The 25,053-nt window shown below is 61.5% G+C and carries 22 protein-coding genes, 1 pseudogene and 1 riboswitch; of the genes and pseudogenes, 6 read left to right on the top strand and 17 right to left on the bottom strand.

Annotated elements, in window-relative coordinates:
- Nucleotides 1-58: 58 nt before the first annotated feature.
- The 4 genes from RG540_RS26735 to RG540_RS26720 all read right to left on the bottom strand — a co-directional run bounded on the left by RG540_RS26735 (nt 59) and on the right by RG540_RS26720 (nt 4,926).
- A complete protein-coding gene (locus RG540_RS26735) occupies nt 59-1,669 on the bottom strand; it encodes an ABC transporter substrate-binding protein (RefSeq protein ID WP_041365021.1) in 1,611 nt (536 codons plus the stop codon).
- A 78-nt stretch (nt 1,670-1,747) separates the two neighbouring features.
- Nucleotides 1,748-2,464: an HAD-IA family hydrolase gene (locus RG540_RS26730; RefSeq protein WP_041366417.1), complete on the bottom strand. Its 717-nt coding sequence runs from the start codon at nt 2,462-2,464 to the stop codon at nt 1,748-1,750.
- Between the two features lie 235 nt (nt 2,465-2,699).
- Nucleotides 2,700-4,076 (bottom strand): aspartate aminotransferase family protein, encoded by a 1,377-nt coding sequence (locus RG540_RS26725; RefSeq protein WP_041365019.1) that lies wholly within the window; start codon nt 4,074-4,076, stop codon nt 2,700-2,702.
- A gap of 13 nt (nt 4,077-4,089) precedes the next feature.
- Nucleotides 4,090-4,926, bottom strand: coding sequence for a GNAT family N-acetyltransferase (locus tag RG540_RS26720; RefSeq protein WP_041365017.1), 837 nt, complete (start codon nt 4,924-4,926; stop codon nt 4,090-4,092).
- Between the two features lie 326 nt (nt 4,927-5,252).
- Between RG540_RS26720 and RG540_RS26715 the strand changes: the two genes are divergently transcribed.
- Together RG540_RS26715 and RG540_RS26710 are read left to right on the top strand one after the other, a co-directional pair.
- The gene (locus RG540_RS26715; RefSeq protein ID WP_041366416.1) at nt 5,253-5,921 is read left to right on the top strand and encodes a haloacid dehalogenase type II; all 669 of its coding nucleotides are present in this window, start codon (nt 5,253-5,255) and stop codon (nt 5,919-5,921) included.
- Between the two features lie 15 nt (nt 5,922-5,936).
- Complete coding sequence (locus RG540_RS26710) at nt 5,937-7,211, top strand: NAD(P)/FAD-dependent oxidoreductase (protein WP_041365015.1); 1,275 nt, start codon at nt 5,937-5,939, stop codon at nt 7,209-7,211.
- Between the two features lie 91 nt (nt 7,212-7,302).
- On the opposite strand, the gene RG540_RS26705 is transcribed toward RG540_RS26710, so the two are convergent.
- From RG540_RS26705 to argE, 6 genes are all read right to left on the bottom strand, one after another.
- Nucleotides 7,303-8,760 (bottom strand): NAD-dependent succinate-semialdehyde dehydrogenase, encoded by a 1,458-nt coding sequence (locus RG540_RS26705; RefSeq protein WP_041365012.1) that lies wholly within the window; start codon nt 8,758-8,760, stop codon nt 7,303-7,305.
- 23 nt (nt 8,761-8,783) lie between these two features.
- Nucleotides 8,784-9,824 (bottom strand): tartrate dehydrogenase, encoded by a 1,041-nt coding sequence (locus RG540_RS26700; protein ID WP_041365010.1) that lies wholly within the window; start codon nt 9,822-9,824, stop codon nt 8,784-8,786.
- Nucleotides 9,825-9,835: 11 nt separating this feature from the next.
- Nucleotides 9,836-11,299 (bottom strand): aldehyde dehydrogenase family protein, encoded by a 1,464-nt coding sequence (locus RG540_RS26695; protein WP_041365008.1) that lies wholly within the window; start codon nt 11,297-11,299, stop codon nt 9,836-9,838.
- A 160-nt stretch (nt 11,300-11,459) separates the two neighbouring features.
- Nucleotides 11,460-11,816 (bottom strand): cupin domain-containing protein, encoded by a 357-nt coding sequence (locus RG540_RS26690; protein ID WP_041365006.1) that lies wholly within the window; start codon nt 11,814-11,816, stop codon nt 11,460-11,462.
- Nucleotides 11,817-11,840: 24 nt separating this feature from the next.
- A complete protein-coding gene (locus RG540_RS26685) occupies nt 11,841-12,764 on the bottom strand; it encodes a 2-hydroxyacid dehydrogenase (protein ID WP_041365004.1) in 924 nt (307 codons plus the stop codon).
- 19 nt (nt 12,765-12,783) lie between these two features.
- On the bottom strand, nt 12,784-13,917 hold the full coding sequence (gene argE, locus RG540_RS26680) for an acetylornithine deacetylase (protein WP_041365002.1): 1,134 nt from the start codon (nt 13,915-13,917) through the stop codon (nt 12,784-12,786).
- Between the two features lie 257 nt (nt 13,918-14,174).
- On the opposite strand from argE, the gene RG540_RS26675 reads away from it, so the two are divergent.
- The 4 genes from RG540_RS26675 (at nt 14,175) to RG540_RS26660 (ending at nt 17,771) form a co-directional block, all read left to right on the top strand.
- Nucleotides 14,175-15,074, top strand: coding sequence for a GNAT family N-acetyltransferase (locus RG540_RS26675; RefSeq protein WP_041365000.1), 900 nt, complete (start codon nt 14,175-14,177; stop codon nt 15,072-15,074).
- Nucleotides 15,075-15,423: 349 nt separating this feature from the next.
- Nucleotides 15,424-16,038, top strand: coding sequence for a hypothetical protein (locus RG540_RS33650; RefSeq protein ID WP_407668982.1), 615 nt, complete (start codon nt 15,424-15,426; stop codon nt 16,036-16,038).
- Nucleotides 16,035-17,078, top strand: a complete 1,044-nt coding sequence (locus tag RG540_RS26665; RefSeq protein WP_244446776.1) for a murein L,D-transpeptidase catalytic domain family protein — start codon at nt 16,035-16,037, stop codon at nt 17,076-17,078. The genes RG540_RS33650 and RG540_RS26665 overlap by 4 nt, the downstream gene beginning before the upstream one ends.
- A gap of 138 nt (nt 17,079-17,216) precedes the next feature.
- On the top strand, nt 17,217-17,771 hold the full coding sequence (locus RG540_RS26660; RefSeq protein ID WP_051909951.1) for a DUF3299 domain-containing protein: 555 nt from the start codon (nt 17,217-17,219) through the stop codon (nt 17,769-17,771).
- A gap of 42 nt (nt 17,772-17,813) precedes the next feature.
- Here the strand turns inward: RG540_RS26660 and RG540_RS26655 are convergent, their stop codons facing one another.
- From RG540_RS26655 to RG540_RS26625, 7 genes and pseudogenes are all read right to left on the bottom strand, one after another.
- A complete protein-coding gene (locus RG540_RS26655; RefSeq protein WP_041364997.1) occupies nt 17,814-18,602 on the bottom strand; it encodes an ABC transporter permease in 789 nt (262 codons plus the stop codon).
- Nucleotides 18,602-19,519 carry an ABC transporter permease gene (locus tag RG540_RS26650; protein ID WP_244446775.1) on the bottom strand — a complete coding sequence of 306 codons (918 nt, stop codon included), beginning with the start codon at nt 19,517-19,519 and terminating at the stop codon, nt 18,602-18,604. Before RG540_RS26650 ends, RG540_RS26655 begins: the two co-directional genes overlap by 1 nt.
- 6 nt (nt 19,520-19,525) lie before the next feature.
- Complete coding sequence (locus tag RG540_RS26645; protein WP_041364994.1) at nt 19,526-21,022, bottom strand: ABC transporter substrate-binding protein; 1,497 nt, start codon at nt 21,020-21,022, stop codon at nt 19,526-19,528.
- A 17-nt stretch (nt 21,023-21,039) separates the two neighbouring features.
- Nucleotides 21,040-21,828, bottom strand: a complete 789-nt coding sequence (locus RG540_RS26640; protein WP_244446774.1) for a (2Fe-2S) ferredoxin domain-containing protein — start codon at nt 21,826-21,828, stop codon at nt 21,040-21,042.
- Nucleotides 21,829-21,927: 99 nt separating this feature from the next.
- Nucleotides 21,928-22,121, bottom strand: a riboswitch (cobalamin riboswitch).
- Between the two features lie 146 nt (nt 22,122-22,267).
- Nucleotides 22,268-23,506: a zinc metallochaperone AztD gene (gene aztD / locus RG540_RS26635; protein WP_041364993.1), complete on the bottom strand. Its 1,239-nt coding sequence runs from the start codon at nt 23,504-23,506 to the stop codon at nt 22,268-22,270.
- A 157-nt stretch (nt 23,507-23,663) separates the two neighbouring features.
- Nucleotides 23,664-23,810, bottom strand: a pseudogene (locus tag RG540_RS31885) (GTP-binding protein); the annotation flags it as partial.
- Between the two features lie 211 nt (nt 23,811-24,021).
- Nucleotides 24,022-25,050, bottom strand: coding sequence for a LacI family DNA-binding transcriptional regulator (locus RG540_RS26625; RefSeq protein ID WP_041364990.1), 1,029 nt, complete (start codon nt 25,048-25,050; stop codon nt 24,022-24,024).
- Nucleotides 25,051-25,053 lie beyond the last annotated feature (3 nt).

The raw sequence follows: 25,053 nt of genomic DNA, 5'->3' as shown, positions 1-25,053 counted from the left end.
GCTATCAGGCGCAACCACGGCGGCAGAAGAAGCTTCCCCTGCCGCCAAGGGTCAAGCCTCAGGCGTCGAGCCAGACGTATTCGGCAAAGGCGTAACCCATCATGCCGCCGAGCGGGTTGGCTTCAAGGCCCTTCAATTTCGCCGAGATCGCATCCACGTTCGAAATGTAGACCGGGATGACCGTACCGGCTTCCTCGGAAATCATCACCTGCATCTGGCCATAGATTTCCTTGCGCTTGGCCTCGTCGAGAAGACCGCGCGCCTCGACGAGCATATTATCGAATTTTTCCGACTTGTACTGGCTTTCATTCCACGGTGCGTTGGAGGCGTAAAGAAGCGAAAACAGGATGTCCGGGGTTGGCCGCGGATTGATGTTGCCGAAGTGAACCGGTGCCTTCAGCCAATAGTTCGACCAGTAGCCGTCGGAAGGAACGCGCTGAACGTCGAACTTCATGCCAATCTCCGAGCCCGACTGCTGGACGATCGTCGCCATTTCTACCGCCGAGGTCGGCGCTTCCGACGTGATCATCGGGATGGACTGGCCAAGCAGGCCGGCCTTCTGGAAATGGAACTTCGCCTTGTCCGGATCGTAGGCTTTCGGTTTCAGTTCCGCATTATGATAGACGCTGGCCGGGGAGACCGGCTGGTCGTTTGCAATTTCGGCGAGGCCGCGCAAAACCGATTTCTGAATCTGCTGCCGGTTGATCAGATATTTCATGCCGGCCGCAAAATCGGCCTTGTCGCCGGGGGCGAGATCGAGACGGATGTTGAGGTCGGTATAATTGCCCGACGTGGTCTGCGACAGCACGAAGCCGGGCTGGCTTTCCACCAGCTTCATCGAGCGCGGCTTGATCGACGCAGCCAGATGGATGTCTCCCGAAAGCAGAGCGTTGACGCGTGCGTTGTCATCGCTGATGGCGAAGAACTCGAACGAATCGACATGGGCGCCGCCTGCCTTGAAATAGTTGGGGTTCTTGGTGAAGATCGATTTGATGCCCGGCTGGAAGGTTTCCATCTTGAACGCGCCGGTACCGATGCCCTTCGAAAAATCGGTCGTGCCGTCCTGCACAATCATGAAATGGTGCTGCGACAGGATGGTCGGCAGGTCGGCATTCGGGTTGGCCAGGGTAATCTCGACCGTCAGCGGATCGACGTCCTTGACGTCGGTGATCTGCTTGGCGATCGCGTTGACCTTGGAGCCGACGGCAGGATCGAGATGCCGCTTCAGCGAGAAGACGACGTCTTTCGCCGACAGCGACTTGCCGTCGTGGAAGGTGATGCCGGAGCGAAGTTTGACGGTCCAGACCTTGGCGTCTCCGCTCTTGATGCTTTCGGCAAGTTCCATCTGAACGGTGCCGCCCTGATCAAGGAAGGTCAAGCGGTTGTAGATTGCGCAACAGCGGACGTAGTCGGTCGACAGCGACGCCTTGGCCGGGTCGAGTGTATCGGCGGTCGACGACGACCAGCCTGCCGCCTTCAAATGCCCGCCCGATTTCGGGGTGGCCGCCACCGCGCTGGAAGCGCGGCCGAGGGTCAGACCACCTGCGGAAAGCGCAACGCCACCTGCCAACATCATCGTCAGCAGTTCGCGGCGGCTTGCGCCCCGGCGGATGGCGTTCTCGATCATCGCGTCGTCAGACGTGGTCCAGTTCGTGATCTTGTCGTTCATGTCATTCCCCTTTTCGCTGGTTGGCGGGCAACCCATCTTCCGTGGTTTGGCCCGATGCTTGAAAAATTGTGAATTCTGTCAGCTGCCGTGCGCGGTCCTCACGGCTTCGGCCAATCCGGCCATGGACGTGAAATGATAGTCGGGTTCGGTGAACTGCGACGGCTCGATCGTGCCGCCGTAGCCAGGCTGCGCATGTCGACGCTGGATCCAGCAATTCGTCATCCCGAGATCGCGGGAAACACCAATGTCGTGATACTGGCTCTGGGCGACATGCAGGATGTCACTCTTGTCGGCGCCATCCTTGGCAACGAAGTCGAAGACCTTGTGGAAGAAGGCCGGATCGGGCTTTTCCGTACCGGTGTCGTCGGCGGTGAAAGCGGCATAAAATGGATTGCCGAGCGCCGCTGCGAAATAGTCGAACGCCCAGCGGCGCGCATTGGTCATGGCGATCAGGCGATAGTGCCTGCCAAGTTCTGCCATCGCCGCGGCACTGTCGGGGAAAGCCTTCCAGATCTTGGCGGAATCCCGCAGGCGAATGCCATAGGCCTCCTCCGCCGGCAGTCCGAGCCTCGGCGCAATCGCAAGATAGACGCGCACCAAGTCGTCGGGGAAAAGATCGGCATCTCCGGAATACCGGGCGGCACGATAGAGAGAAAGCGCCTCTTCGCTGTCGATGGCGACATTGGCTTCGGCGGCGATGTCCTGCAGGCAGGACGTCAGACCGCTCTCGAAATCGATGAGCGTGCCGACCACGTCGAAGGTCATGTACTTGAATTCCGGAAGAGCTTTCGTCAATTCCATATCCCCAGTTGATGCTGTTGGCAAAAATGCCACCTGCGAAAGAATATGCTGTTCCCGGCCTAGGCGTTCTTCTATCGAAAATGCTGGATTTTCGGGGGCCTGAGGCCCTCATTGACTGCAATAGTGACAGTTCGCTGGAACGGTTTTCGCCGAATCGGCAGGGCAGCTCGGCACAAAATTCCGAAATCGGGCTGCCGACGATATTTCAGCCGGCAGCACCGAGACCGGGTCAGCCCTTCACCGCGCGGCGGATGTCGGGATCCTCCAGGGTCTGATCCAGTGTCTTTGCGGTGCGTTCGATAATCGCGTCGATATCCGCCTCCGTGCAGCAGAGCGGCGGTGCGTACCCAATGACGCCGTTGGCGAAGGCCCGGATCACCAGGCCGTTGTCCCAGGCGCGGTCGAATACCCGGCGGGCCGGCGCGGCTTCGGTCGGAAGCGGCGTCTTGGCTGCCTTATCCGTCACCAGTTCGATGGCCGCCAGCATGCCGCGACCCCGGACATCGCCGACCAGCGGGTGGGACTTTAGGCTTTCGAGACCTGCCATAAGCCGCGCACCGGCCTTGATGCCATTCTCGAGCAGCCCGCCTTCGTAGAGCCTCAGCACTTCCAGACCCACGGCCGCGCTGACAGGGTGAGCCGAATAAGTGTAACCATGCCCGACCGCCGAGGCACCGGCGCCATCGGCGATCACCTGGTAGACATGATCCGCCATGAAAACGGCGCCCATCGGAACATAACCCGAGGTCAGGCCCTTGGCCGTCGTCATGAAATCGGGGACGATGTCATCCTCGCTGCAGGCGAACAAAGGTCCGGTGCGGCCGAAGCCGGTAATCACCTCGTCGGCGACGAACAGGATGCCGTATTCCTTGCAGAGGGTGCGGATCGCCTTCATCCAGCCCCTGGGCGGAACGATGACGCCGCCGGAACCCTGGATCGGCTCTGCATAGAAGGCCGCCACGCGATCGGCGCCGACCGCCTCGATCTTCGCTCTCAGCGCAGCAAGCGAGGCTTCGATGATCGATTTCGGGTCCTCGCCGACCGGGTTGCGATAGGGATAAGGCGACGGGATCTTGTGCTGCCAGTCGAAAGGAATGCCGAAACCCGCATGGAAGTTCGGCAGCGCCGTCAGGCCTGCGCCAACCGTGGAGGAACCGTGATAACCCTGCTCGATCGAGATGAACTGATCGCGCTGCGGCTGCCCCCTGGCAATCCAGTAATAACGGATGAAGCGGATCGTGCTGTCGATGGCATCCGAGCCGCCGAGCGTGAAGTAGACATGATCGAGATCGCCCGGCGCACGTTCGGCAAGCTCGGCGGCAAGCCGGATGGCCGGCTCGGAACCGAGGCCGAAATAGGCGGTCGCGTAGGGAAGCTCCCGCATCTGACGGGCCGCGGCCTCGACGATCGTCTCATGCCCGTAACCGGCATTGACGCACCAGAGGCCGGCAAAGCCGTCTATCAGCTGGTGCCCTTGCGCGTCGGTGACGGTCGCGCCCTTGCCCGAGGCGAGCACCCGCACGCCCTGCTTTTCATGGCCGCGATAGGACGCGACAGGATGAACGAGATGGGCGCGATCGAGTTCGATGAGGGAATTGCTGAGCATGGTCGTCTCCGGATCAGCCGAGGGCTTGGTTGGCCAGGGCAAAGGTGGTGAATGTCGAGGTGGCGGGCCGGGCCACGACCGGGCGTGCCATTGCGATGCCGCCGCCCGCATGGGCGAGCGAATGTTCCGCCAGCCAGGCGGCGAGGCCGGCATCGCCGGTATCGACCCTGAGGAAGGCACCCGCCCTGCGGCTCATGTAATGCCCGACAAGCGACTTGGCGTCCTCGAGATCCGTCGCGACGACGGGCCCGATGACCTCGCCGCGACCGAACGTCCTGATGCAGGCAAACCCCGCGATCTTGCCATTGCGGCGGATCACGGCGAACTCGCCGATTTCGGCAAATTTTGCGATCAGCGCCGAACGGGCGACGCCAAAGGCGTCGCGATCGATGGCGGTAATTTCGGCCAGATCGGCAGCCATGGCGGTCTCGGTGTCGGTGGGCGCCGGCACTTCGCCGACGGTGCCTTGATGCTGGAAAACCGCGCCGGTCTTCAGGAAACCCAGCTTTTCGTAGAGAGGCAGGCCATCGGAGGTGGCGATCAGCCGAAGCGGCCGCTCGCCACCAAGTCCGAGGACTGCGTCCATCAGGCGGCGTCCGACGCCACGGCCACGCAGGTTGGCGCCGACGATTACCATGTTGATGGTGGCGCAGTCATCGCCGTAGGGGGTCATCAATGCCGTGCCGACTACTTCGCCGGTCTCGTCCAACGCGACCACGCCCTCGCTCAGATGCAGGGCGACCTGCCAGTCCTGCAGGCGGTGCGGCCAGCCGGCTTCGCGCGAAAGGTGGATGGCGCGATCCAGGTGCTCGATGCCGAAAGGTGTGGTTTCGATGTCCCCGACTGGCATGGACGATGCTCTCCGTTTTGAGCTTCGAGTTTCGAGGGGAAGGGGCCGGACGATTATCCGAAGGCGGGGCCGGCGGCGGTATCTTTCGCCAAACCGGCGGCTCGGGACCGCATCTTATGCCGTGCGTTCGCAATCACGGCCGACAATGCAAGGGGCGTTGGCTGCCATGCCAGCCACGATCTGCAACCAAATGCCAAACCGGCACCACGATACGAAACTTTCTGCTTCGGATTGGGGGAAATCAGTCGGCTCGGCTGCCCGAAGCGGCCTTATGATCATGTCGTCAACCGAAAGGCTCGATGGGCCATTACGCAAGGACCAAGCGCATGACGACGTTCCGCCCGAAATACATCACCTTCGACTGCTACGGCACGCTGACCAACTTCCAAATGGCCGAAGCTGCGCGTGACCTCTATGGTGATCGTCTCGACGAGCCGCGCATGGTGAAGTTCATCAAGAATTTCGCAGCCTATCGGTTGGACGAGATCCTGGGCGACTGGAAACCTTATGCAGACGTCGTCCACAACGCGCTGCAGCGCAGCTGCAAGGCGAATGGCGTCGCTTTCAAGGATGAAGACGCCAGGATGGTCTATGAGCGCGTGCCGACATGGGGTCCCCATGCGGATGTTCCTGCCGGTCTTGCCAAGGTTGCCAGGGAAATACCGCTCGTCATCCTCTCGAACGCGATGAACGACCAGATCCCCTCAAACGTCGCCAAGCTCGGCGCGCCGTTCCACGCCGTTTACACGGCGGAACAGGCAAATGCCTACAAACCGCGCTTTCAGGCCTTCGAATACATGTTCGATATGCTCGGCTGCGGCCCGGAGGACATTCTGCATTGCTCGTCGTCCTTCCGCTACGACCTGATGTCGGCGCATGACCTCGGCATCAAGAATAAGGTCTGGGTCAACCGTGGTCACGAGCCGGCCAACCCCTTCTATGGCTATGTGGAAATCTCCGACATTTCCGGCTTGCCGGGCGTGGTCGGTCTCTAAGGAAGGCCGAAGCCGATGAAATATGTCTCCTACTGGCATGATACGGCGCCCCGTTTTACGGGCGCCGTGGAAGGGCCGATCGAAGGTCACTACGACGTTGCCGTGGTCGGCGGCGGCTTTACCGGGCTCGGCGCGGCGCGTCAGCTCGCCATCGCCGGCGCGAAGGTTATCGTGCTGGAGGCGGAGACGGTCGGCTTCGGAGCGTCCGGCCGTAACGGCGGCCACCTGAACAACGGCCTTGCCCACAGCTATCTTTCGGCCAAGCAGGAGCTCGGCAAGGAGCGCGCGATCGCGCTTTACAAGGCCCTCGACGCCTCGATCGACACGCTGGAAGCGATCATCGCCGAGGAAGGCATCGACTGCAACTTCCGCCGCGCCGGCAAACTGAAGCTTGCTTCCAAGCCGAAGCATTTCGAAGGGCTTGCCCGGAATTTCGAGGCGGTTCACGCGGAGGTCGATCCGGATACGGCGCTGCTGTCGCCCCAAGACCTCGCCCAAGAGATCGGTTCACCTTTCCACGGCGCCATGCTGTCGAAGAAGAGCGCCATGATGCATATGGGACGGTACGTGGTCGGCCTCGCCGAAGCGGCAAAAAGGCGCGGTGCCATCATCGCCGAGAAGGCGATGGTCACCGATGTTTCGAAATCGGGCGGCCGACATGTGCTGAAGACCGCCAAAGGCTCGGTCACGGCCGACAATGTCCTGATGGCAAGCGGCGCCTACACGACGTCGAATTTCGGTTATTTCCGCCGGCGGATCATGGCCGTCGGCAGTTTCATCATCGCCACGCGGCCGCTGACGGAGCAGGAAGTCGCCTCGACGATGCCGGGCAACCGCACCTGCGTCAACAGCATGAACATCGGCAACTACTGGCGCCTGTCGCCGGACAATCGGCTGATCTTCGGCGGCCGCGCTCGATTTTCGGCGACCTCCGACCAGCGTTCGGATGTCAGGAGCGGCGCAATTCTTCGCGATAGCCTGACCCGCATCTTTCCGCAGCTTTCCCATGTCGAGATCGACTATTGCTGGGGCGGCCTGGTGGACATCACCAAGGATCGTTACCCGCGGGCGGGCTTCCATGACGGGTTATGGTACGCGATGGGTTATTCCGGCCATGGTGCGCAGCTTGCAACCCATCTCGGCATGACGATCGCCGATGCGATCCTCGGCCGGCCTGACAGAAACCCCGTCAAGGGGCTCGAGTGGCCGGCAGTTCCGGGTCATTTCGGCAAGCCCTGGTTCCTGCCACTGGTCGGGCTTTATTACAAGATGCTCGACAAGGTCCAGTAACGGAACTCTTGCCATCGTCGAGAGCAGAAAAAGGTGGGGTTGCGATCGCAACTCCACCTTTTTGGGAAACGTTCCGGGCGCGGAAACAGGCTCAGTTGAGCCCGCCGATATGGAAAGTCTTCACTTCCAGATATTCCTCGATCCCGAGCTGCGAACCCTCGCGCCCGAGGCCCGACTGCTTGACGCCGCCGAAGGGGGCGACCTCGGTCGAGATCAGACCGGTATTGAGCCCGACCATCCCGAATTCCAGTGCCTCGCCGACACGCCAAGCCCGCTTGAGGCTTTCCGTATAGAAATAGGCGGCGAGCCCAAAGGGCGTACCGTTGGCAATGGCGATCGCTTCTTCCTCGGTCTCGAAACGGAAGAGCGGCGCGACCGGGCCAAACGTCTCTTCGCTGGCAAGCTGCATGTCGGTTGTGGCTCCGGTCAGCACGATCGGAGCCGTGTATTGGGTACCGGCCGGCAGATCGGCCTTGGCCGTGACGATCATCGCGCCTTTGGCGAGCGCATCCTCGACATGGCGGTTGATCTTGGCGATTGCGGCATCGTTGATCATCGGGCCGATCGAAACGCCTGGCTCGGTTCCGGGGCCGACCTTCATGGCATTCACCCGGGCGGTGAGCTTCTCGGCGAAACGATCGTAGACGCCCGCCTGCACGAGAATGCGGTTGGCGCAGACGCAGGTCTGGCCGCCATTGCGGAATTTCGAGATGATTGCCCCTTCGATGGCAAGGTCGATATCCGCATCGTCGAAGACGATAAAGGGGGCGTTGCCGCCGAGTTCCAGCGACAGCCGCTTGATGCTGTCGGCCGCACCGCGCATCAGCAGCGAACCGACCGGCGTGGAGCCGGTGAACGAGATCTTCCGCACCGCAGTGTTGGCCATGATCTCGGTGCCGATTTCCTTCGGCATGCCGGTGACGATGTTGACGACACCTGCAGGGATGCCGGCCATTTCCGCGAGAACGCCGAGTGCAAGTGCCGAATAAGGTGTGAATTCCGAAGGTTTCACCACGACGGTACAGCCGGCGGCGAGCGCCGGCGCGATCTTGCGGGTGATCATCGCGTTCGGAAAATTCCAGGGCGTGATGATGCCGCAGACGCCGACCGGCTCCTTCAGGACGATGATGCGGCGGTCTGGCGTCGGCGAGGGAATGGTCTGGCCGCCGATGCGGCGTGCCTCTTCCGCAAACCACTTGACGAAGGAGGCGCCGTAACGGATTTCACCGCGCGCCTCGTCGAGCGGTTTGCCCTGTTCGGTGGTCAGCATCAGCGCCAGATCTTCGAGATGTTCGATCATCAGGCCGTACCAGGTTTCAAGCAAGGCGGCGCGCTCTGCGTGGGTACGGTTCTTCCAGGCCGGATAGGCCTTCTCGGCAGCCTCGATCGCCGCGCGTGTGTCATCGCCTCCCATGTCGGGAACGGTGCCGATCACCTCTTGGCTCGCCGGATCGAAGACGTCAACGGTCTTGCCGGAGCGGGCGCCGACCCAGGTGCCGCCGATCAGACCTTCTTGCCGAAACAGGGAGGGGAGCTTCAAATTCCGCATATGTCCAATCCTCGGTACGATGTTTAGAGTGCGGCGAGCAGCGCCGCAGTGATGGTGTCCGTCCGGTCCCTGCCGGGAACCGTGCCGATGCCGCTTTTCGTGACCGCTTCGATCGCCGTCATGACGGCGTTCGCTGCATCCTTTTCACCCAGATGGTCGAGCATCATTGCGCCGGACCAGACCGTGGCGATCGGGTTGGCGATCCCGAGATGGGCGATGTCGGGCGCCGAGCCATGCACCGGTTCGAACATCGAAGGCGCATTGCGCTCCGGGTTGATATTGGCCGATGCGGCAAAACCGAGGCCGCCCTGAATGGCAGCACCGAGATCGGTCAGGATATCGCCGAACAGATTGGAAGCGACCACGACGTCGAGCGTTTCCGGGGCCATCACCATGCGCGCCGCCATGGCGTCGATGTGATAGCTGGTGACCTCGACGTCAGGATATTCCGCCGAAAGCTGCCGGGTGACGTCGTCCCAGAACACCATCGAATATTTCTGGGCGTTGGACTTGGTCACCGAGGCGAGCTTGCCGCGCCGCGACCGGGCCTGTTCGAAGGCAAAGCGCAGGATGCGCTCGACGCCCTTGCGGGTAAAGATCGACGTCTCGACAGCAACTTCATCCGCCGTGCCCTGATGGATACGGCCGCCTGCGCCCGAATATTCGCCCTCGGTGTTCTCGCGGATGCAGAGAATGTCGAAGGCGGTCGCCTTCAGCGGTCCTTCGACACCGGCCAGCAGGCGGTGGGGGCGGATGTTGGCATATTGCACGAAACTCTTGCGGATCGGCAGCAGCAGGCCATGCAGCGACACCGCATCCGGCACTTGCGCCGGCCAGCCGACGGCGCCAAGCAGGATCGCATCGAAGCTGCGCAACGTTTCGATCCCGTCCGCCGGCATCATCGTACCGGTTTCCCTGTAGAAGGCGCAGGACCAGGGAAATTCCGTGGCTTCAAACACGAAGCCGTGCGCTTTGGCCGCGTTCTGCAGTACCGACCATGCGGCCGCTGTCATGTCGCGGCCGATGCCGTCGCCGGGGATCAGGGCAATCCGGTATGATTTCATGTTCTTCGTCCTCAAAGACCGATCAAGACGCTCTTGCTCTTGCGATTGGCGTGGAAAGCTTCCCGGCCGAGATCCTTGCCGATGCCGGACTGCTTGTAACCCCCAGTCGGCAGGATATGGTCGCGCGAACGGCCGTAGCGGTTGACCCAGATGGTGCCGGCCTGCAGCCGGCGGGTAAGGCGGATCGCCCGCGAAAGGTCGCTGGTAAACAGGCCGGCGGCCAGCCCATAGCTCGGATGATCGGCAAGTATCATGGCCTCTTCCTCATCCTCGAATGTCTGCAGCGTCAGAACCGGCCCGAAGATCTCCTCAATCACTGCCGGCGACGTCTGGTCGACGCCGGTGAGCAATGTCGGAGAGTAGAAATATCCGGGAGCGTCCATGGGACGGCCGCCCGTCAGGCATTGCGCCCCGGCTGCGACGGAGGCTGCGACAATGTCGCCGATGCGCTGGCGCTGTCTATCGGAGATGATCGGCGAATACTGGCTCGCCGCATCCCAGGTCGGGCCGGGCACGATCCCTTCCATTTTCTTCAAAATGGCCGCGATCAGCGGCGCGGCGACGCTTTTTTCGACGATCAGGCGCGACCCGGCGACACAGGCCTGGCCGGCATTGCTGGTGATGCTGGTGGCCACCGCCGCCGCGGCACGGTCGATATCGGCATCGGCGAAAACCAGCTGCGGGCTCTTGCCGCCAAGTTCCAGCGTCATCGGCTTGATGCCGGTGCGGGCGATGTTTTCCATGATCGCCGAGCCGGCGCGGGTGGAGCCTGTAAAACTTATCTTGGCGATATCGGGATGGCCGGTGATGGCGTTGCCGGTGGTCATGCCATCGCCGAGCACGATGTTGATCAACCCGGCCGGGATGCCGGCGCGCACGGCGAGTTCCGCCAGGCGGATTGTCGAGAACGGCGTCATCTCGGACGGTTTCAGCACGACGGCATTGCCGGCGGCAAGCGCGGGACCGAGTTTCCATACGGCCATGTTGATCGGGAAGTTCCAGGGCGTGATGGCGCCGACGACGCCATAGGGTTCGGTCATGATCATGCCGAGATTGCCGTCGTCGGTCGGCACCAGGTCGCCGCCTTCCTTGTCGGCAAATTCGGCGAAGAAGCGGATCTGCTCGGCCGATACGGCGATGTCGCCTTCGACCAGATGGCCTACGGGGCGGGTGGAGGAGACGGCTTCCAGCTTTGCAAGCTCTACAGCGTCCCGTTCGATGAGATCGGCCCAGCGATGCAGCACCTTCAGACGTTCGCGCGGACGGACGCCGCCCCAATTGCTTTGCTTCAGCGCCGTCTTCGCCGTCTGCACCGCCTGGTCGACGAGATCCGCATCGGCGACGGGGCAATCGGCATAAGCCTTGCCGTCGGACGGCCGGTGCATTGCAATGACGCCTTCGGCCGCCACGAGCCGATCGCCGATGAAATGTCCCATCGGCAGGGCCAGGCTGTCGGGATCGAAACTCAGGCTCATCGGCTTATCTCCGGTCACTGGACGGCAATATTACCGGATCGGTGGAACCGCTTGATCCGGTAGAGCGAAAGGCCGCAGCGGAAAAATCCGTTTTGGCGGTCAATCACGGCGTATTCTGCGGAGCGGACCGGAAGCGGTGGCCGCGCCGCGGCCGCACCTATCAAGGGGTGACGGTGACGTAGACCTTGCGGACGGTCTCGATGGTTTTCCAGACGCCGATAAAACCCGGCTTCATGACGAAACTGTCGCCCGCCTTGTAGACAACGGGTTGGCCGCCTTCGGGGGTGAGTTCGACGACGCCGGACAGGATGTGGCAGAATTCGAAAGTCTGGCCCTTGATCGAATGTGTGACGCCGGGCGTCGCTTCCCAGACGCCGGTATGCACCAGTTCGCCATGGGCTACGTCCTGCGCCCAGGTCTTGAACTGCGGATCGCCGGAGATCAGTCGGTCCGGTGCGGGAACGTTTTCGCGCGGTGCAAAGGACGGCTGAGGCTCGATGGTCTTGAGAAGCGACATGGGATTCCTTTCGAGGTTGAAGATTCAGTAGCCGCGCTGCCGATCGATCAAGCCGACCGGGTCGAGCCCGGCGCGAAGCCGCTTGATATTGTCGATGGCGGCGCGCGCGGCGGTATGCGGCTGGGTGATGCTGGCAATATGCGGGGTGAGCAGGATGCGTGGGTGATGCCAGATGGGATGGCCGGGCGGCAGGGGTTCCGGGTCGCTGACGTCGATCACGGCACCGGATAGGTGCCCGCTGTCGAGGGCACCGAGAAGCGCGTCCTGGTCGAGCTGGGGACCACGTCCGACATGAACCAGTCCGGCGCCCGCCGGCAACCTGGCGAAAAGCTCCGCGTCGAGAAAACCGCGGGTCTCTTCGGTCAGCGGCAGCAGGCAGATCAGCACATCGGTCTCGGCAACCATGGTCTTCAGACCAGCCTCGCCCGAGAAACACCTGATACCTGCAATCTCTCGCGCCGACCGGCTCCAGCCGGACAAGGGAAAGCCGAAGGGTTTCAGCCGCTCCAGCACGGCCTGGCCGAGATTGCCAAGCCCCAGGACGCCGATACGGCGCTCTCCCGCCTGAGCCTGCGGCAGGACCTTCCAGACCTCCGCCTGCTGCTGTGCCAGATAGGCCGGTAGGTTGCGGTGGAGCGACAGGACGCCGAGGACCACATATTCCTGCATCATCCGAACGATGCCTTCTTCGACCATGCGCACGATCTTCACGTGGTCGGGTACGCTGGCGGCGCGGAACTGGTCGATACCGGCGCCGGTCGAAAACAGCACTTCGAGATTGCGGTAACGCGCCAGATTTTCCGGCACGGTCCAGGTCATGAGATAGCGTACCTGTTCGGGCTCCACCGTCGCCGGATCCATGGAGAATGGCAGGTCCGGGATTTCCCGAGCAAAGGCATCTTGGAAAATCCGGCCGCGAACCGCATCGGAATTGAAGAGGAATGTCATGGTCCGGCTACGTTCCTGCTCATTGGAGTTCTGCACGGCAATGTCGACCAAGCGCTTCAATCATCGCCTGGCAGTCGTCGAGTTCGCTCTCCAGAATGAATTCATTGGGTTTATGGGCGCGGGCAATGTCGCCAGGCCCGCAGATGATCGCGTCTATGCCGGCGCGCTGATAAAGACCTGCCTCCGTCCCGTAGCTGACAGCCGCCAGCGGCTCGACCCCCGTCAGATCCTGCAAGAGGCCGGCGAGGGGCGAGGTTGGCGCCAGCAGCAGCGCCGGATAGGCGCTGAGAACCTGCCAGTCGACATCGAAGCCCTTCATCGCCAAGGCTTCAGCAACCCCCCGCACCGGAGTGAGCAGCGCTTCGGGATCTACGGAAGAGATGGCGCGTGCTTCCAGTTCAAGACGGCAGATTTCGGGAATGATATTGACCGCCTGACCGCCGGTGATCGTGCCGATCGACAGCGAGGAATAGGGGGGCTCGAATTCGACCTCGAACGGTCCATGGGAAAGATTGACGGCCGCCGCGACCGCAGCCTGCTGCACGTCCGTCATGGCGTGGATCGCGTTGAGGCCGAGATCCGGCCGGGAGGAGTGGCCAGAACGGCCCTTGAGTGTTACCCGGGCTGCCGCCTTTCCCTTGTGGGCTAGAATGGCGCGCATTCCGCTCGGCTCCCCGATGATCGCACCCAGCGGCGGGACACACAGGTCCTGCAACCGTGCGAGAAGATGCGGCACGCCCCGGCAACCGGCTTCCTCGTCGTAGGAAAAGGCAAGGTGGACCGGGCGGGAAAGCGGACTTGCGAGAAGCGCGGGCACGGCTGCCAGAGCGGCCGACAAAAACCCCTTCATATCGCTTGTTCCGCGCCCGTAGAGCCTGCCCTTCTCGTTCCTCAACGAAAACGGATTACTGTCCCAACCAATCTCCGTGGCCGGCACTACGTCCATATGGCCGGACAAGATGTAGCCTGGCCGATCGACGGGACCGATCGTGGCAAAAAGGTTGGCCCGGTCACCTTCCGGCCCCGGCAGGATATGCGTGGCGATCCCGAAGGATTTGAGATAGTCGGCAACCCATCCGACGATGTTGCCGTTGGGCGTGCCGACGACCGAGGGAAAGCCGACCAGCTTCTCCAGGATGTCCAAAGCTCGCATCGACTGTTCCCGCCTTCCAAAGCCATGACCTCGTGGCCGCTACACCTTGCTTTCGCAGAGCATGCGAACCAATCCTGGCAGGCAAGATTAGAGGGAGGAGAAACCAATGGCTGCCGAAAGTGGACGCGATACGGTCAAATCTTGTGTTCGATTTCGCTTCAGCAGTGAAATGTTTCGCGGGATCTCGACTAACGTGACCTCCGGGATATCCGATCGGTGCAACCGCAGGAGGATATTTCAACTCGGCTGGAAGAATGATGGATAGCGAATTACCAGGAACCTTGACTGTCGATAATTTCGAGATGCGCCTTGCCGACGTCTCGAATGCCGAAATCTCACAGTTGCAGTCATTGTCAATCTCGGTGGGTTGGCCCCACCGGGCAGCCGACTGGCAGCATCTGCTCGACATCGGGAAAGGGTATGTCGCGCTTGATGAGATCGGCCGCGTAGGAGCCTCGGGAATGTGGTTTCCTCATGGCGAGGGTTTTGCCACGTTCGGGATGCTGATTACTTCGCCGAGGCTGCAGACCAACGGCACGGCCAGGTGGCTGATGAAGCGGATCATGGCAGACTGTGGCCGCAACAGTATTCGGCTTAACTCGACGCGCGAAGCCCGGCGCCTTTATGCTTCGCTGGGGTTCAAGCCGAAGCAGACGGTTTATCAGTGCCAGGGCACGGCGATCGCGCCGATGTCACTTGCGCCCCTGGAGGAAGGACTTGTTTTGAGACGGCTGGACCGCGGCGATCTGGAGGCGGTCATCGCCTTCGATACTCCTGCCTTCGGGACTGAACGTCGCCTGCATCTCCAGCGATTGTTCGAGAGTTCGATCTGCTTTGGTCTATACCACGGCGAGCGGCTGCGTGCCTTTTCGATGCGTCGGCGCTTCGGACGAGGACACGTTGTCGGACCGGTGGTCGCCGGCAACGACGAGGACGCCATCACCGTCACCCAACCGCATATCGCAGCCCATGCCGACGGGTTCCTGCGCCTCGATACCCATATCGACACCGGCCCGTTTGCAGCACTCGTCCAGCAGTGCGGGCTCGGCATCTACGCTACCCTCACGACGATGGTGACTGAAGGGGCGGCCAGCTATGGTACCGGACAAAATGGCAGCCCGAGGATCTATGCCCTAGCCTCGCATTCTCTCGGGTGAGACTTTTTCTGATATCAGGCATCATGCTGTGCGCTGCCAACACTATGTCGGATAGGCGGCCTGCCGCGGTCGGCTTAAAAAGGACTTGGTCAATGACATTCGAATTGGCTCCTGGGATCCGGTAGAGAGTTTTCGGCGTGCAGGCGTGAAAGCCCGACGCGCCGGCCTCTTGCGGAGCGCACTGTCCCAGACGACGCCGTTAACTTGGGTTTTGTGATGTTAAGAAATGTTGTCCCGATCGAAGCCGCTGGCTGCAGGAGGCGGCGGCTGCAACAAAATCAAACAAAACCAAACACACGCTTGCACCGGCAAGGGCTAGATTTTCTCATCTCCGCATGAGGAACTCGCTATGTCTATCGAAACAACTCACCCCAAGAGAATTCTTGTGTTTCTGCCCGTGGCGGCGGCCAATGCGATCGTCGCGAAACTGGCGAGCCATGGGCTTGACGCCGTGGCGGTGTCGACGCTTCCGGAGGCTTTTATTGCACTCCGTTCGGATCATTATTCCTTCGCCATAACGACCCGACCCGAGATCGATCTCCTGCGCAATATCCGCTCTATACCAGTGGTCAATCTCGAGGTTTTCTTCCACACGGAGCCTTCCGGCGATGGTCCGCTGGTAACGTCAAAACGGTTCGACAGCAGCGCATTCATGAAACGGATCGAGTTTCTTGTTCAGCCTATGGCGACAAGAGTTGAGCCCGCAGGCGCCGAGCGGGCAAAGAACGAAGCGGTGCGAGAACCTAAGACGCCCCGATGGTGGGTGGCGGTAAAGTCCATGTTGCGTTTGCCGCGCCGGCGAGAAGGATTGAAGGATGTTCGATCCCAAGAGGCTTCCAATGGTCCTGGCAGAAAACCAGGCGAGGCTGACGACCATGTTCTTCAGCGACCCGATGGGAACCGACTATTCGCAGATCGTTGCGACGAGGCTGGAGGTCCGCTGTTAAATCTTCCTCAACCATGATGGCCGACCTTCACAAAGATCATTCCCGGAGAGTGTTCGTGAATCCGAAGCTCAAACTTCTCAAATATCTTGGATTTTTATCCGCTATCGCCTGTCTATTCGCGCCTTCCGCATCCTTCGCCTCCGAAGGCGCGTCCCGGCTCCCGACTTGGCTGAACGCCCATGTCGGCGCCGGAAACGGCCAGATCGCGCCGATGGTGCTGGAAAGGGCGCGTGCGCTTTATCTGGAAAAGCTGTCACAAGGTAAGATCAGGAACGCCTGCTACTTCGCCATGGACGCCACGCGGCCGAACGACCTGACCGAGGGGCCCGCAGGGGGGCGGTTCTATATCATCTGTGAGGCTGAGCAGTCCTTTCGCGTAATTTCGTCGGGGCACGGCGGGGGCCGCAACCTGCCCGGCGTCGCAAACTTTACCAATGAACGGCAGTGCGCGAAGAACTTCGGCAATGCCCTCAACTCCAATCTGACCGCGGGCGGGGCCTATCTGACCAGCGAAATCAAGACGTCCTTCAAGGGCTACTACAACGTTTCTCCAAAACAGGAGACGGTCCTGACCAGGTCGTTCGTGCAGTTCGATGGGATCGGAGAAACTGCGAACGCCAGGCAGCGCGCGATAGGCGGACATGCCTCGGCACTCGTCTCTGGCATCTGCATGATGAAGAAGCCGGATAGTCCATACGCCAACCGCGATGGATATGTTCCCCGTGGCAAGCTGGTGACCTATGCGGGCGGCCGTAGTGATGGCTGCACCAGCTGGTCGCCTTCGGAGACGCCCCAGGCGCTGTCGATGGTCAAGGACAATCCGACGACCCTCTACGTCTATCCTGAGTCAAAAGACATCGCGGCTGTCTCCAAGGCACTGGCGGCGGCCAAGGCGCCGGAGAAATCGGGACTCTACTGGAACGCCACATGCCTGCAGGAGATCGGCGCGCCGAAGTTCTGGGCGAAGGAGACGCTGGAGCCGATCATCACCAAGTACACCGAAGATCATCCCGCACCGCCGCCACGGCCGGTTCCGATATGTGAAGGCTTCCTTTGAGGTTCGACTGGACGGACCACACGAAACTCTGACTTTACACCTTCTACCTTGGCTTTGACCCACGTGGATAAATAGGGCTAACATCCACGTCAGCAGTGACCTCTCGCTTGCGAGAGCGCTACGCTCATGGAGATGCAGATGAGGCGCGCGCTTTCCCTCCTGAAACTAACGACGATCATGATCGGGACGGCTTGTCCGGCGTTGGGCGTCTTTGCGGCTGCTCAGCCGGTTTTATGGAGCGCCTTGCGGCCCGCGGATCAATCGAGATTAGACGTCGCGTTACCAGGCATGGCATCCAGTCGCTCCCAGGGCGAAACACTCGCGTGGCGTGACGAAAGCCGCGCGGTGGAGCTGACCGGGTTCATCCTGCCCGTCGATCAGGACGGCGACCTCGTCTACGAGTTCATGCTGGTGCCCTGGGCTGGAGCCTGCAGCCACAGCGCGGCTCCACCGCCCAACCAACTGGTCCATGTCGTAGCAGACGAGCCATTCCATCTTTCGAGGGTTTACGAGGTCGTCACTGTGACAGGAAATCTGCGACCCGGCCTGGACAAGGCCCAACTCTTCATCATGGACGGGGTGCGCGTCCTCGACTACGGCTACAGCATGAGCCATGCTGAGGTCGCGAGAGCGACCGATATCGCGGACCCCGACCTGAAGTCGATTTCACCGTTCGGCGTGCTTGCGCGATGAGCGTTCGATCGGCTGGCGGTTCACGGCGCCGGCAATCGATCATCAGGAAACCAGACGAAAACGCAGTCCCTCCTGGCCGTCGTCAAAAACCCGGTTCATCACCGAGACAGTCATTGCAACCGCTGTCCCCGGCCAGACCATCAGCATCGGGTGGTCGAAGATGAACACGCGATATTCGAACAACATCGATCCCCAATCCGGCTTCGACGGATCGGCCCCGAGACCGATGAAGGCGAGCGAGGCGTAGGCGACTGCGGCAAGTCCCGCTTGGTTGCCGACATAGGCGAACATCAGCGGCAGAGTATTCGGCAGAAGATGGCGGGTAATCATCCGTGCTGGCGCGACGCCGAGGCTCCTCGCCGCCAGCATGAACGGCTTGCCGAGCACCCGCTGGCTGAGCGAATGCGCAAGCAGCGCATGCGGCCCGACGCCAGCCAAGCCTAGCGCCAATCCGGCGCTGAGCGGCGACAGGCCGAAAATCGCCGCGGCTGTCAGTGCCACAATGAGCGTCGGCACCATGATGAAGAACTCGCAGAAGCGCAGGATCACCTTCTCGCGCCAGCCACCAAGGACGGCAGCGGCGGTGCCCAGCAGCGTGCCCGCGCAAAAGCCGATCGCACCGACCGAGAGGATGACGCAGGCCGTCCGCCAGCCGCCGGCCATGATACGGGATAGAAGATCGCGACCGAGATGATCGGTACCGAGCAGATGGCTGGCGGTCATGCCGGAATGACGGGCAAGCATGTCCACCGCATCGGGATCATGGGGCTGCCAGAAACCACCGACACACAAAAAGACGGCGAGCGCCGCAAGCGCGATCGACCGGGGCATCAGGCGAGACGCGGATCGAGAAGGCGCATGGCGAGATTAGCGCTGGCATTCAATACCAGCATCCAGACGGCAACGACCATGACATAGGCCTGCAGCACCATCTGGTCGCGCGCCGCGATGCTTTGAACCAAGAACTGGCTGATGCCGGGCAGGCCGAAGAGGATTTCCATAGTCGCGGTACTGCCGATCACCCAGCCGGCTTCGGAACGGATTGCTGACAAGAGAGCATAGAGCGCGCTGCGGTGGCCGTGCCGCCAGAGCGCCTGCCGTTCCGAAAGGCCCTTGGCAAGCGCGGTGCGGAAATGCGGCTGCCCTGAGGTCTCCTTCAGGTCGCGCCGATAGACGCGGGAGAGAACGGCAACCGAGTGCAGCGCGATCAGCAGGACGGGCAGGACGATCGCGGTCCAATCATTGGCGAAGGGTCTGACCCAGCGCAGCTGCACACCAAGGACCCAGAGAAGAACAAGGCCCAGCCAGAAGGCCGGCACTGCCTGGACGAAGACCGACAGAGCCCGGCTCGCCCGATCGACAATACCCCTAGGATAAGCCGCTGAGAAAAACCCGAGCGGAATTGCCAGCGCGATCGCCAGCGCCAGGCCGGCGAGACCGAGCGACAGCGAAACCGGCAGCCGTTCAACGAATTCGGCAAGTACCGGCTCTCCAGTCCGAAACGAACGGCCCCAATCTCCGCCGAGGAAATCTGCCAGCCAATGGAGATAGCGAAACAGCATGGGTTGATCGAGGCCCCACTCCGCCCTCAATGCGGCGACGGTGTCATCCGTCGCCGGCAGGCTCCAGACGCGAATGGCGATCGCAACCGGATCGGCCGGCATCAAGGTGATGACCGAGAAAGAGGCGAGCGAAATCGCCAGCAGCCCCGCTATCGATTGCATGCCGAACCTGACCAGTCGTATCACGTGGCCTTACTCCGCCTCGCCGATATCGGCGCGCAGCACGTGGTAATCGGATCCCCACGGCTCGTAGTTCTTCAGCCGCTTCGACAGGCCGACATACCAGACGGCCGATACCAGGAAAGAGGCGGGCGCATCGTCGAACAGTTTCTGCTGGGCATCCAGCGCGATCGCCACTCGCCTTGCCGGATCGCCCTCGGTCGCAAATCGATCGAGGATCGCGTCGAAGTCGCGCGAAGCATATTTCGCATAGTTCAGCGAAGCACCGCTTCTCAGCATCGAGTTCAGGAAGAAGGCGGCATCGCCGGTCGGGGCAGTGTGCTGCGCCCAGAGCGCGATGTCGAAGTCACCGGCCGCAGCCATCTGCTGGATGTTCTCCACCACCTGCGTATCGATGGCGATGCCGATCTTTGCGAGTTCCGCCTTGACCACCGGCAGCATGGTGACGAGATCAGGACGCTGCGGATAGGTGATGACCAGCAGACGTAGCGGCTTGCCGCCTTTTTCGCGCATGCCGCCGCGGCCTTTTGCCCAGCCGGCTTCGTCGAGGAGCGCTGCGGCCTTGGCAGGGTCGGTCGAGCGTGCCTCTCTGCCCGCAAAGGGGAAATAGGAGGCGTAGGCGCCGGTGGCGGGGTCGCCGCCGTTGATCGCGGTTGCAAGCTCCTTGCGGTCGAAGGCCAGATCGATCGCCTGGCGCACCTTCACATCATCCATCGGCGGCCGGGCCGTGTTGAAGAAGGCGAGATACTGGTATCCGACCGGGAACGACTTGATCGCCAGATCAGGGTTTGTCTGGAGCCGGCTCACGACTTCCGACGGCAAGCCGAAAGCCAAATCGAGCTCGCCTGCTTCCAGCGCCAGCGTCAGGGTCTGGGCATCGCCGAACTTGCGGAAATTGACCGGCGAACGCTTGTCGGCGCCGGCAAAATGCGCGTTAGGCTCGAGCGTGATCGAGGCATCCGCCTTGAAGCCCGAGATTCGATAAGGACCGCTGAAGACGGCGTTGCCGGCCGCGGTGGGTTTGTACGCGATCAGCGGCCATTCCGCGAAGAGCGCCTGGATGAACGGTACCGGCTTTTCGGTTGTCACCTTCAGCGTCAGGTCGTCGGCCGCCTCGAAGGTCAGCTTGCCACCGGTGGCGAGCGCCGCCTTGTTGTTGGCGAATGTGTTGTCGAAACCTGCTGCCAGCGCCTTGGCGGTCATCGGCGTGCCGTCGGAAAACAAGCGGCCGGGTTTCAGGGTCACGGTCCAGGTCAGGTCGCCGATGCGCTGCGCCTTTTCGGCCAGTTCCGGCACGAGCTTGCCGTCCCGATCGACGGTGAAGAGGTTCTCGCCGACCCCGTGGCTAACCAGCGCCCAGCCGTTCGAGCCCTTGGCCGGATCCGTGCCACTGGTGATGTAGGTGGCGCCGACGCGAACCGGCTCGGCTGCAAAGACAGTGCCTGCGGTGACAAAGATGGTGGCACTGAGCCAGGCGGCGGCCAGGCGCGATAGAGTGTGCGACGTCAATTCTCTTTCCTCTTGTTCTATTCGGATGGGGTGCGAAGCCGCTGCTTGCGGCCCGTTGGGTGATAGGCGAAGTCCTCGACGATCCCGCCGCCGAGCAGGTGCTCGCCGATGATCCGGTCGATCGCGTCTTCGTTGACGCCGCCGTAATAGGTTCCTTCCGGAAACACTTGCAGCACGGGCGCCAGATTGCAGGGACCGAGACAGGTGGATTTTGCGGTCATCGTGCCGTCGCCGGCAGTCCGCAGTTTCTGCCGCTCCTGCTGGTTGCGCAGATGTCCCCAGATCACATCGGCTCCGGCCGCATTGCAGGGTCCGCCCTGGCAGACGAGCACGCGGCGTTTCTGGGTCGGCACGAGCGATCCCTCGGCAACTGGCGGTTTGTCGGTCTGCGGCACGTCCAGTGCTTCGGCGGTTTCGAGCAGTTCGCCGATCAACCGCGCCATCAGTGTGCTCGAGGCGATATCCCGGGCGATCGAAAGGACCGGCCAGCGCCGGCTATCGGCGGCCTTCCAGCGCTTCAGCGATTTCGTCAGCCAGATAAGGAAGCTCGGCTCCATGGGCAGGACGAGCGGCACGATAACGACGATTTCGACATCCTCGTCGAGCAGATCGGACAGCGCTTCGCGCAGAGAGGGGGTACCCTGTTCGGTAAAGGCGAACCGAACCGGTCCGGCTCCGGTCACGCCGGCTGCAAGTTTCGCGAGCCGTTGCATTTCCAGATGCGGCGATGCCGCAAAGGCGGATTTCGCAATCAGCAGGACGGCGCGCCCGGATACGTTTTGGGAAGATAATCCCTGTGTTTTCACTGCCTTCGTCTCACTCAAAGGAGGAGGCAGCAAAAATGAAGGTTGCGGCAGGCACGGATAGCCCAACGGAACCGTCATTCCTGTGGCACACCCCGACCACGGAATTTCTATCGTCAGGCAGGTCTCCTGGCTCGCGGGTCAAAGCCTTGATCGCCCGTCTTCCCGGCATTGGCGCCAGTGACATGTTGGGCGAACGGCTCACCGCTCACAGTTGCGGGACAGCTCCGGTTTTGACCGGATTCCCTCTTAGCTTCCGTCCGGGGACGGAAGAACCTTGACGCCGCGAACTTACACGGCCTCCTCTGTCTGTCAACGCTGCACCTCAACCCGTCATCCCGCAGGTGATCAGGAGCCGGGGAGGGCATGTTGCATCGTTGTCCCCCGATGAAACGATCTGGTCCGGAACTGCCGTAGCAATTCCGGACCAGAGGATATTGCCTCAATGCGAGGCACCGGAGCCGCCCACGGCAACGATCGTAAAGGGTTTTCCCTCGACGGCGATCGTGCGGACTTCCTTCAGGCTCTCCGCATCAACGATGCGAACCAGCGAATGCCGCGGATCGGTGATGACGACATGACCATCCGCCACGGCAAGACGCGGCCGCGGATCACGCCAATGACCGTCCTTGCTGTAGGGCTCCGTGATCTTTCCCTTGCGAACGATCTCGCCCTTGATCACATCCAGCACATGAAGATCACCGTCCTCGGTCAGGATGTAGGCGTTGCGCGGCGCAGCCGGATCCAGCAAAAAGTCAACGCGGCGGGTGGGAAGGTCGATCAGCCGGAAGTGCTTCTCGCTGTCCGGATCGATCAGGACGATTTTGTATTCGCCGTAGTTGCCGAGGAAGAACTGCATTGCCGTGCCGCCAAGCAAGGTACCAGTCGAACCTTTCGGCAGGTCAGATGGGTAAGCGAGCATTTCCAGTTTCGGTCCATCAAGTCCGCCGGGACGAGCGACAAGAACGCCTTCCTTGCAACCGAAAGCAACCAGCTGGGACGAAGTGGCCTCGCCGTGAAGATCGGTGCATTTCGCGACGTCGCCGAGCTGCCTGCCCGTCTCGTCAACGACGCGAAGCCCGACCCGCGGCGGCAATTCGTCGGGCTTGGTTTCGACTGCGGTGTTTGGAACCGACACGAGTACGAAACGACCCATCGTCACCGCGACACCATGGTGCGGCTTGGTGGTGTCGACTGTCTTCACGTCAGCCTTGCCCTCAAGAAGAGCTACTTCATCGATGATATCCGCTTTGCCGCCTCGATCGTAAAAGAGGATCGCATGGTCGTCATGCGGAACGACGTGGAAAGGATGCTTGCCCTCGAAAGTCACGGGCAACAGCCCGACGTCGGAAACGTCCAGATCCCGATGCTCGCCGTGATCGGAGAAATCGATGCCCGTCTTGAGGACGTGCACGATGTCCTGATCCGACTGCGTGGCAAATACGGTCCGGCCGGACGCACTGGCGGTCAGGGCCGCGGGACCCTTGACGTCATAGCGGCCGAGTTCCTTGCCGTTCTCGAAGTCGATGGCGCGGACGACTGGATTCGTATGATCGCCGACAAACAGGCGCCACGACTCTTTCGTCTCGTGATCGTCATCGGCAAACGCTCCGGAAGCAGCAAAGATGAGGCCTGACGCGACAGCTGCCAGCAGATGGTTTCGAGCAAGAGACAGTTTCATGGGGTTCCTTCCGTGGTGTTTGAACTTACGTCGCACGGGGCGGGCTTATTCGGCGGCCTGGCGAATTGCGCGGCATCTGAGAAAGCCGTCGCTGATGATATCCTTGGGAATATCTCGACCGATAAAGACGAAGCGGGTCATGGTCCTCGCTTGGCGATCCGAACTCGCCTAACTCGTTGACGATGACCGCGAACTTCTTTCCGTGCGGCTCCGTCAGGATGCGGTTGAGAAGCGTGGTTTTGCCAGCACCGAGATAACCGGTCAAAACCGTCACCGGTGTCGGTTCAATTTTCTGCTGTGACATGACTTGCCCCAAGATTGATGGCCGCTTTGATCGAAATTCGTTTTACGTTATAACATAACAAATGCGATCGTTGTCAATCCCCGAGAATGCGATGAGCGGCATTTGTCGGATCGCTAGGCAGATCGAAGCAAGACTGGTTGAGCTGGACCGAGAGGGGAATGTCGAACGAACACTGGAGACGAGCGCTTCAACCACCTCGGATGGCTGGGAGCTATCGAGCTGTACTTTCCCGAACGATAAGCTCCCATTCGACGGGTGCGGTGTATGGCTTGGCATCATTGATCCGGGCGACGATCGCCTCGGCCGTCAGTTTGCCGATAAGCTCGCGATCAGGGCGGACCGTCGTTAGAGAGGGACTAACGCAGCTCGCCGCCTCGTTGTCTCCAAATCCAATAACACCGATATCTTCGGGAACGCGCCGGCCGAGTTTCCGAAGTGCCCGAAGCACGCCAAACGCAACGACATCGCTGTTGCAGGCGATTGCGTCGATCTCGGGATGGCGTTGCAGAAGCTCGGTTGCAAGCCGCTCCCCGAGTTCCGGGCTGCCGCCTTGCTGCGCCGTGTGCTTGACGATGTCGGGGAGGCCGGCCGCGGCTGCCGCAGTTTCCAGCCCGCTCAAACGCTTCTGCGCGCGTTTATCGTTTTCGCGAACGCTGCCAACGAAGGCAAGGCGCCGATAACCCTGACCTATGAGATGGTTGGCTTGCGCTGCGCCGACACGTGCGTGATCGAACCCAACGGCGGTATCAATCACTTCACCGCCCGTGTCCCACATCTCGATGATCGGGATGTCGGCAGCCTTGAGAAGCTCGACGACTTTCGGGGGATGGTCGACGCCAATGATGGCAACGGCCGCCGGCCGCCAGCTCAGGATCGACCGGACGAGACGCAGCTCCTGGTCGGCATTGTACCTTGTATTGGCGAGCATGACCTGCAGGTCATGCTCCAGCAAAGCTGATTGCAGCGTATCGATGATGTTGGCGAATTCGGAATAGTAGAGCGAGGTGACGACAACGCCAACAATGTCCGAGCGCGTGCCCGAAAGCCCGCCAGCGAGCCGGTTGGGCACGTAATTCAGCTCCTCCATCGCAGCATTGATCTGGCGGCGAAGTTCGATGCGGACCGTGTGCGGGGCGCGCAACGCGCGCGAGACGGTATTGACTGAAACGCCCACCCGCTCGGCGATCGAAGCAAGGGTCGGGACGTTGCGGGCCACCTTGTCGGAAAGTTCAATCGTCATCTC

The organism is Neorhizobium galegae bv. orientalis str. HAMBI 540 (genome assembly GCF_000731315.1).
Lineage (GTDB): Bacteria > Pseudomonadota > Alphaproteobacteria > Rhizobiales > Rhizobiaceae > Neorhizobium > Neorhizobium galegae.
The sequence above is the reverse complement of the archived record's forward strand: the minus strand, read 5'-3'. Positions and strand labels throughout refer to the sequence as shown.

Bases quoted from the DNA above. Each gene is read 5' to 3' on its own strand.
- RG540_RS26735 (WP_041365021.1), bottom strand. From the start codon at position 1,669: ATGAACGACAAGATCACGAACTGGACCACGTCTGACGACGCGATGATC.
- RG540_RS26725 (WP_041365019.1), bottom strand. From the start codon at position 4,076: ATGCTCAGCAATTCCCTCATCGAACTCGATCGCGCCCATCTCGTTCAT.
- RG540_RS26720 (WP_041365017.1), bottom strand. From the start codon at position 4,926: ATGCCAGTCGGGGACATCGAAACCACACCTTTCGGCATCGAGCACCTG.
- RG540_RS26715 (WP_041366416.1), top strand. From the start codon at position 5,253: ATGACGACGTTCCGCCCGAAATACATCACCTTCGACTGCTACGGCACG.
- RG540_RS26710 (WP_041365015.1), top strand. From the start codon at position 5,937: ATGAAATATGTCTCCTACTGGCATGATACGGCGCCCCGTTTTACGGGC.
- RG540_RS26705 (WP_041365012.1), bottom strand. From the start codon at position 8,760: ATGCGGAATTTGAAGCTCCCCTCCCTGTTTCGGCAAGAAGGTCTGATC.
- RG540_RS26700 (WP_041365010.1), bottom strand. From the start codon at position 9,824: ATGAAATCATACCGGATTGCCCTGATCCCCGGCGACGGCATCGGCCGC.
- RG540_RS26695 (WP_041365008.1), bottom strand. From the start codon at position 11,299: ATGAGCCTGAGTTTCGATCCCGACAGCCTGGCCCTGCCGATGGGACAT.
- RG540_RS26690 (WP_041365006.1), bottom strand. From the start codon at position 11,816: ATGTCGCTTCTCAAGACCATCGAGCCTCAGCCGTCCTTTGCACCGCGC.
- RG540_RS26685 (WP_041365004.1), bottom strand. From the start codon at position 12,764: ATGACATTCCTCTTCAATTCCGATGCGGTTCGCGGCCGGATTTTCCAA.
- argE (WP_041365002.1), bottom strand. From the start codon at position 13,917: ATGCGAGCTTTGGACATCCTGGAGAAGCTGGTCGGCTTTCCCTCGGTC.
- RG540_RS26675 (WP_041365000.1), top strand. From the start codon at position 14,175: ATGGATAGCGAATTACCAGGAACCTTGACTGTCGATAATTTCGAGATG.
- RG540_RS33650 (WP_407668982.1), top strand. From the start codon at position 15,424: ATGTCTATCGAAACAACTCACCCCAAGAGAATTCTTGTGTTTCTGCCC.
- RG540_RS26665 (WP_244446776.1), top strand. From the start codon at position 16,035: ATGATGGCCGACCTTCACAAAGATCATTCCCGGAGAGTGTTCGTGAAT.
- RG540_RS26660 (WP_051909951.1), top strand. From the start codon at position 17,217: ATGAGGCGCGCGCTTTCCCTCCTGAAACTAACGACGATCATGATCGGG.
- RG540_RS26655 (WP_041364997.1), bottom strand. From the start codon at position 18,602: ATGCCCCGGTCGATCGCGCTTGCGGCGCTCGCCGTCTTTTTGTGTGTC.
- aztD (WP_041364993.1), bottom strand. From the start codon at position 23,506: ATGAAACTGTCTCTTGCTCGAAACCATCTGCTGGCAGCTGTCGCGTCA.
- RG540_RS26625 (WP_041364990.1), bottom strand. From the start codon at position 25,050: ATGACGATTGAACTTTCCGACAAGGTGGCCCGCAACGTCCCGACCCTT.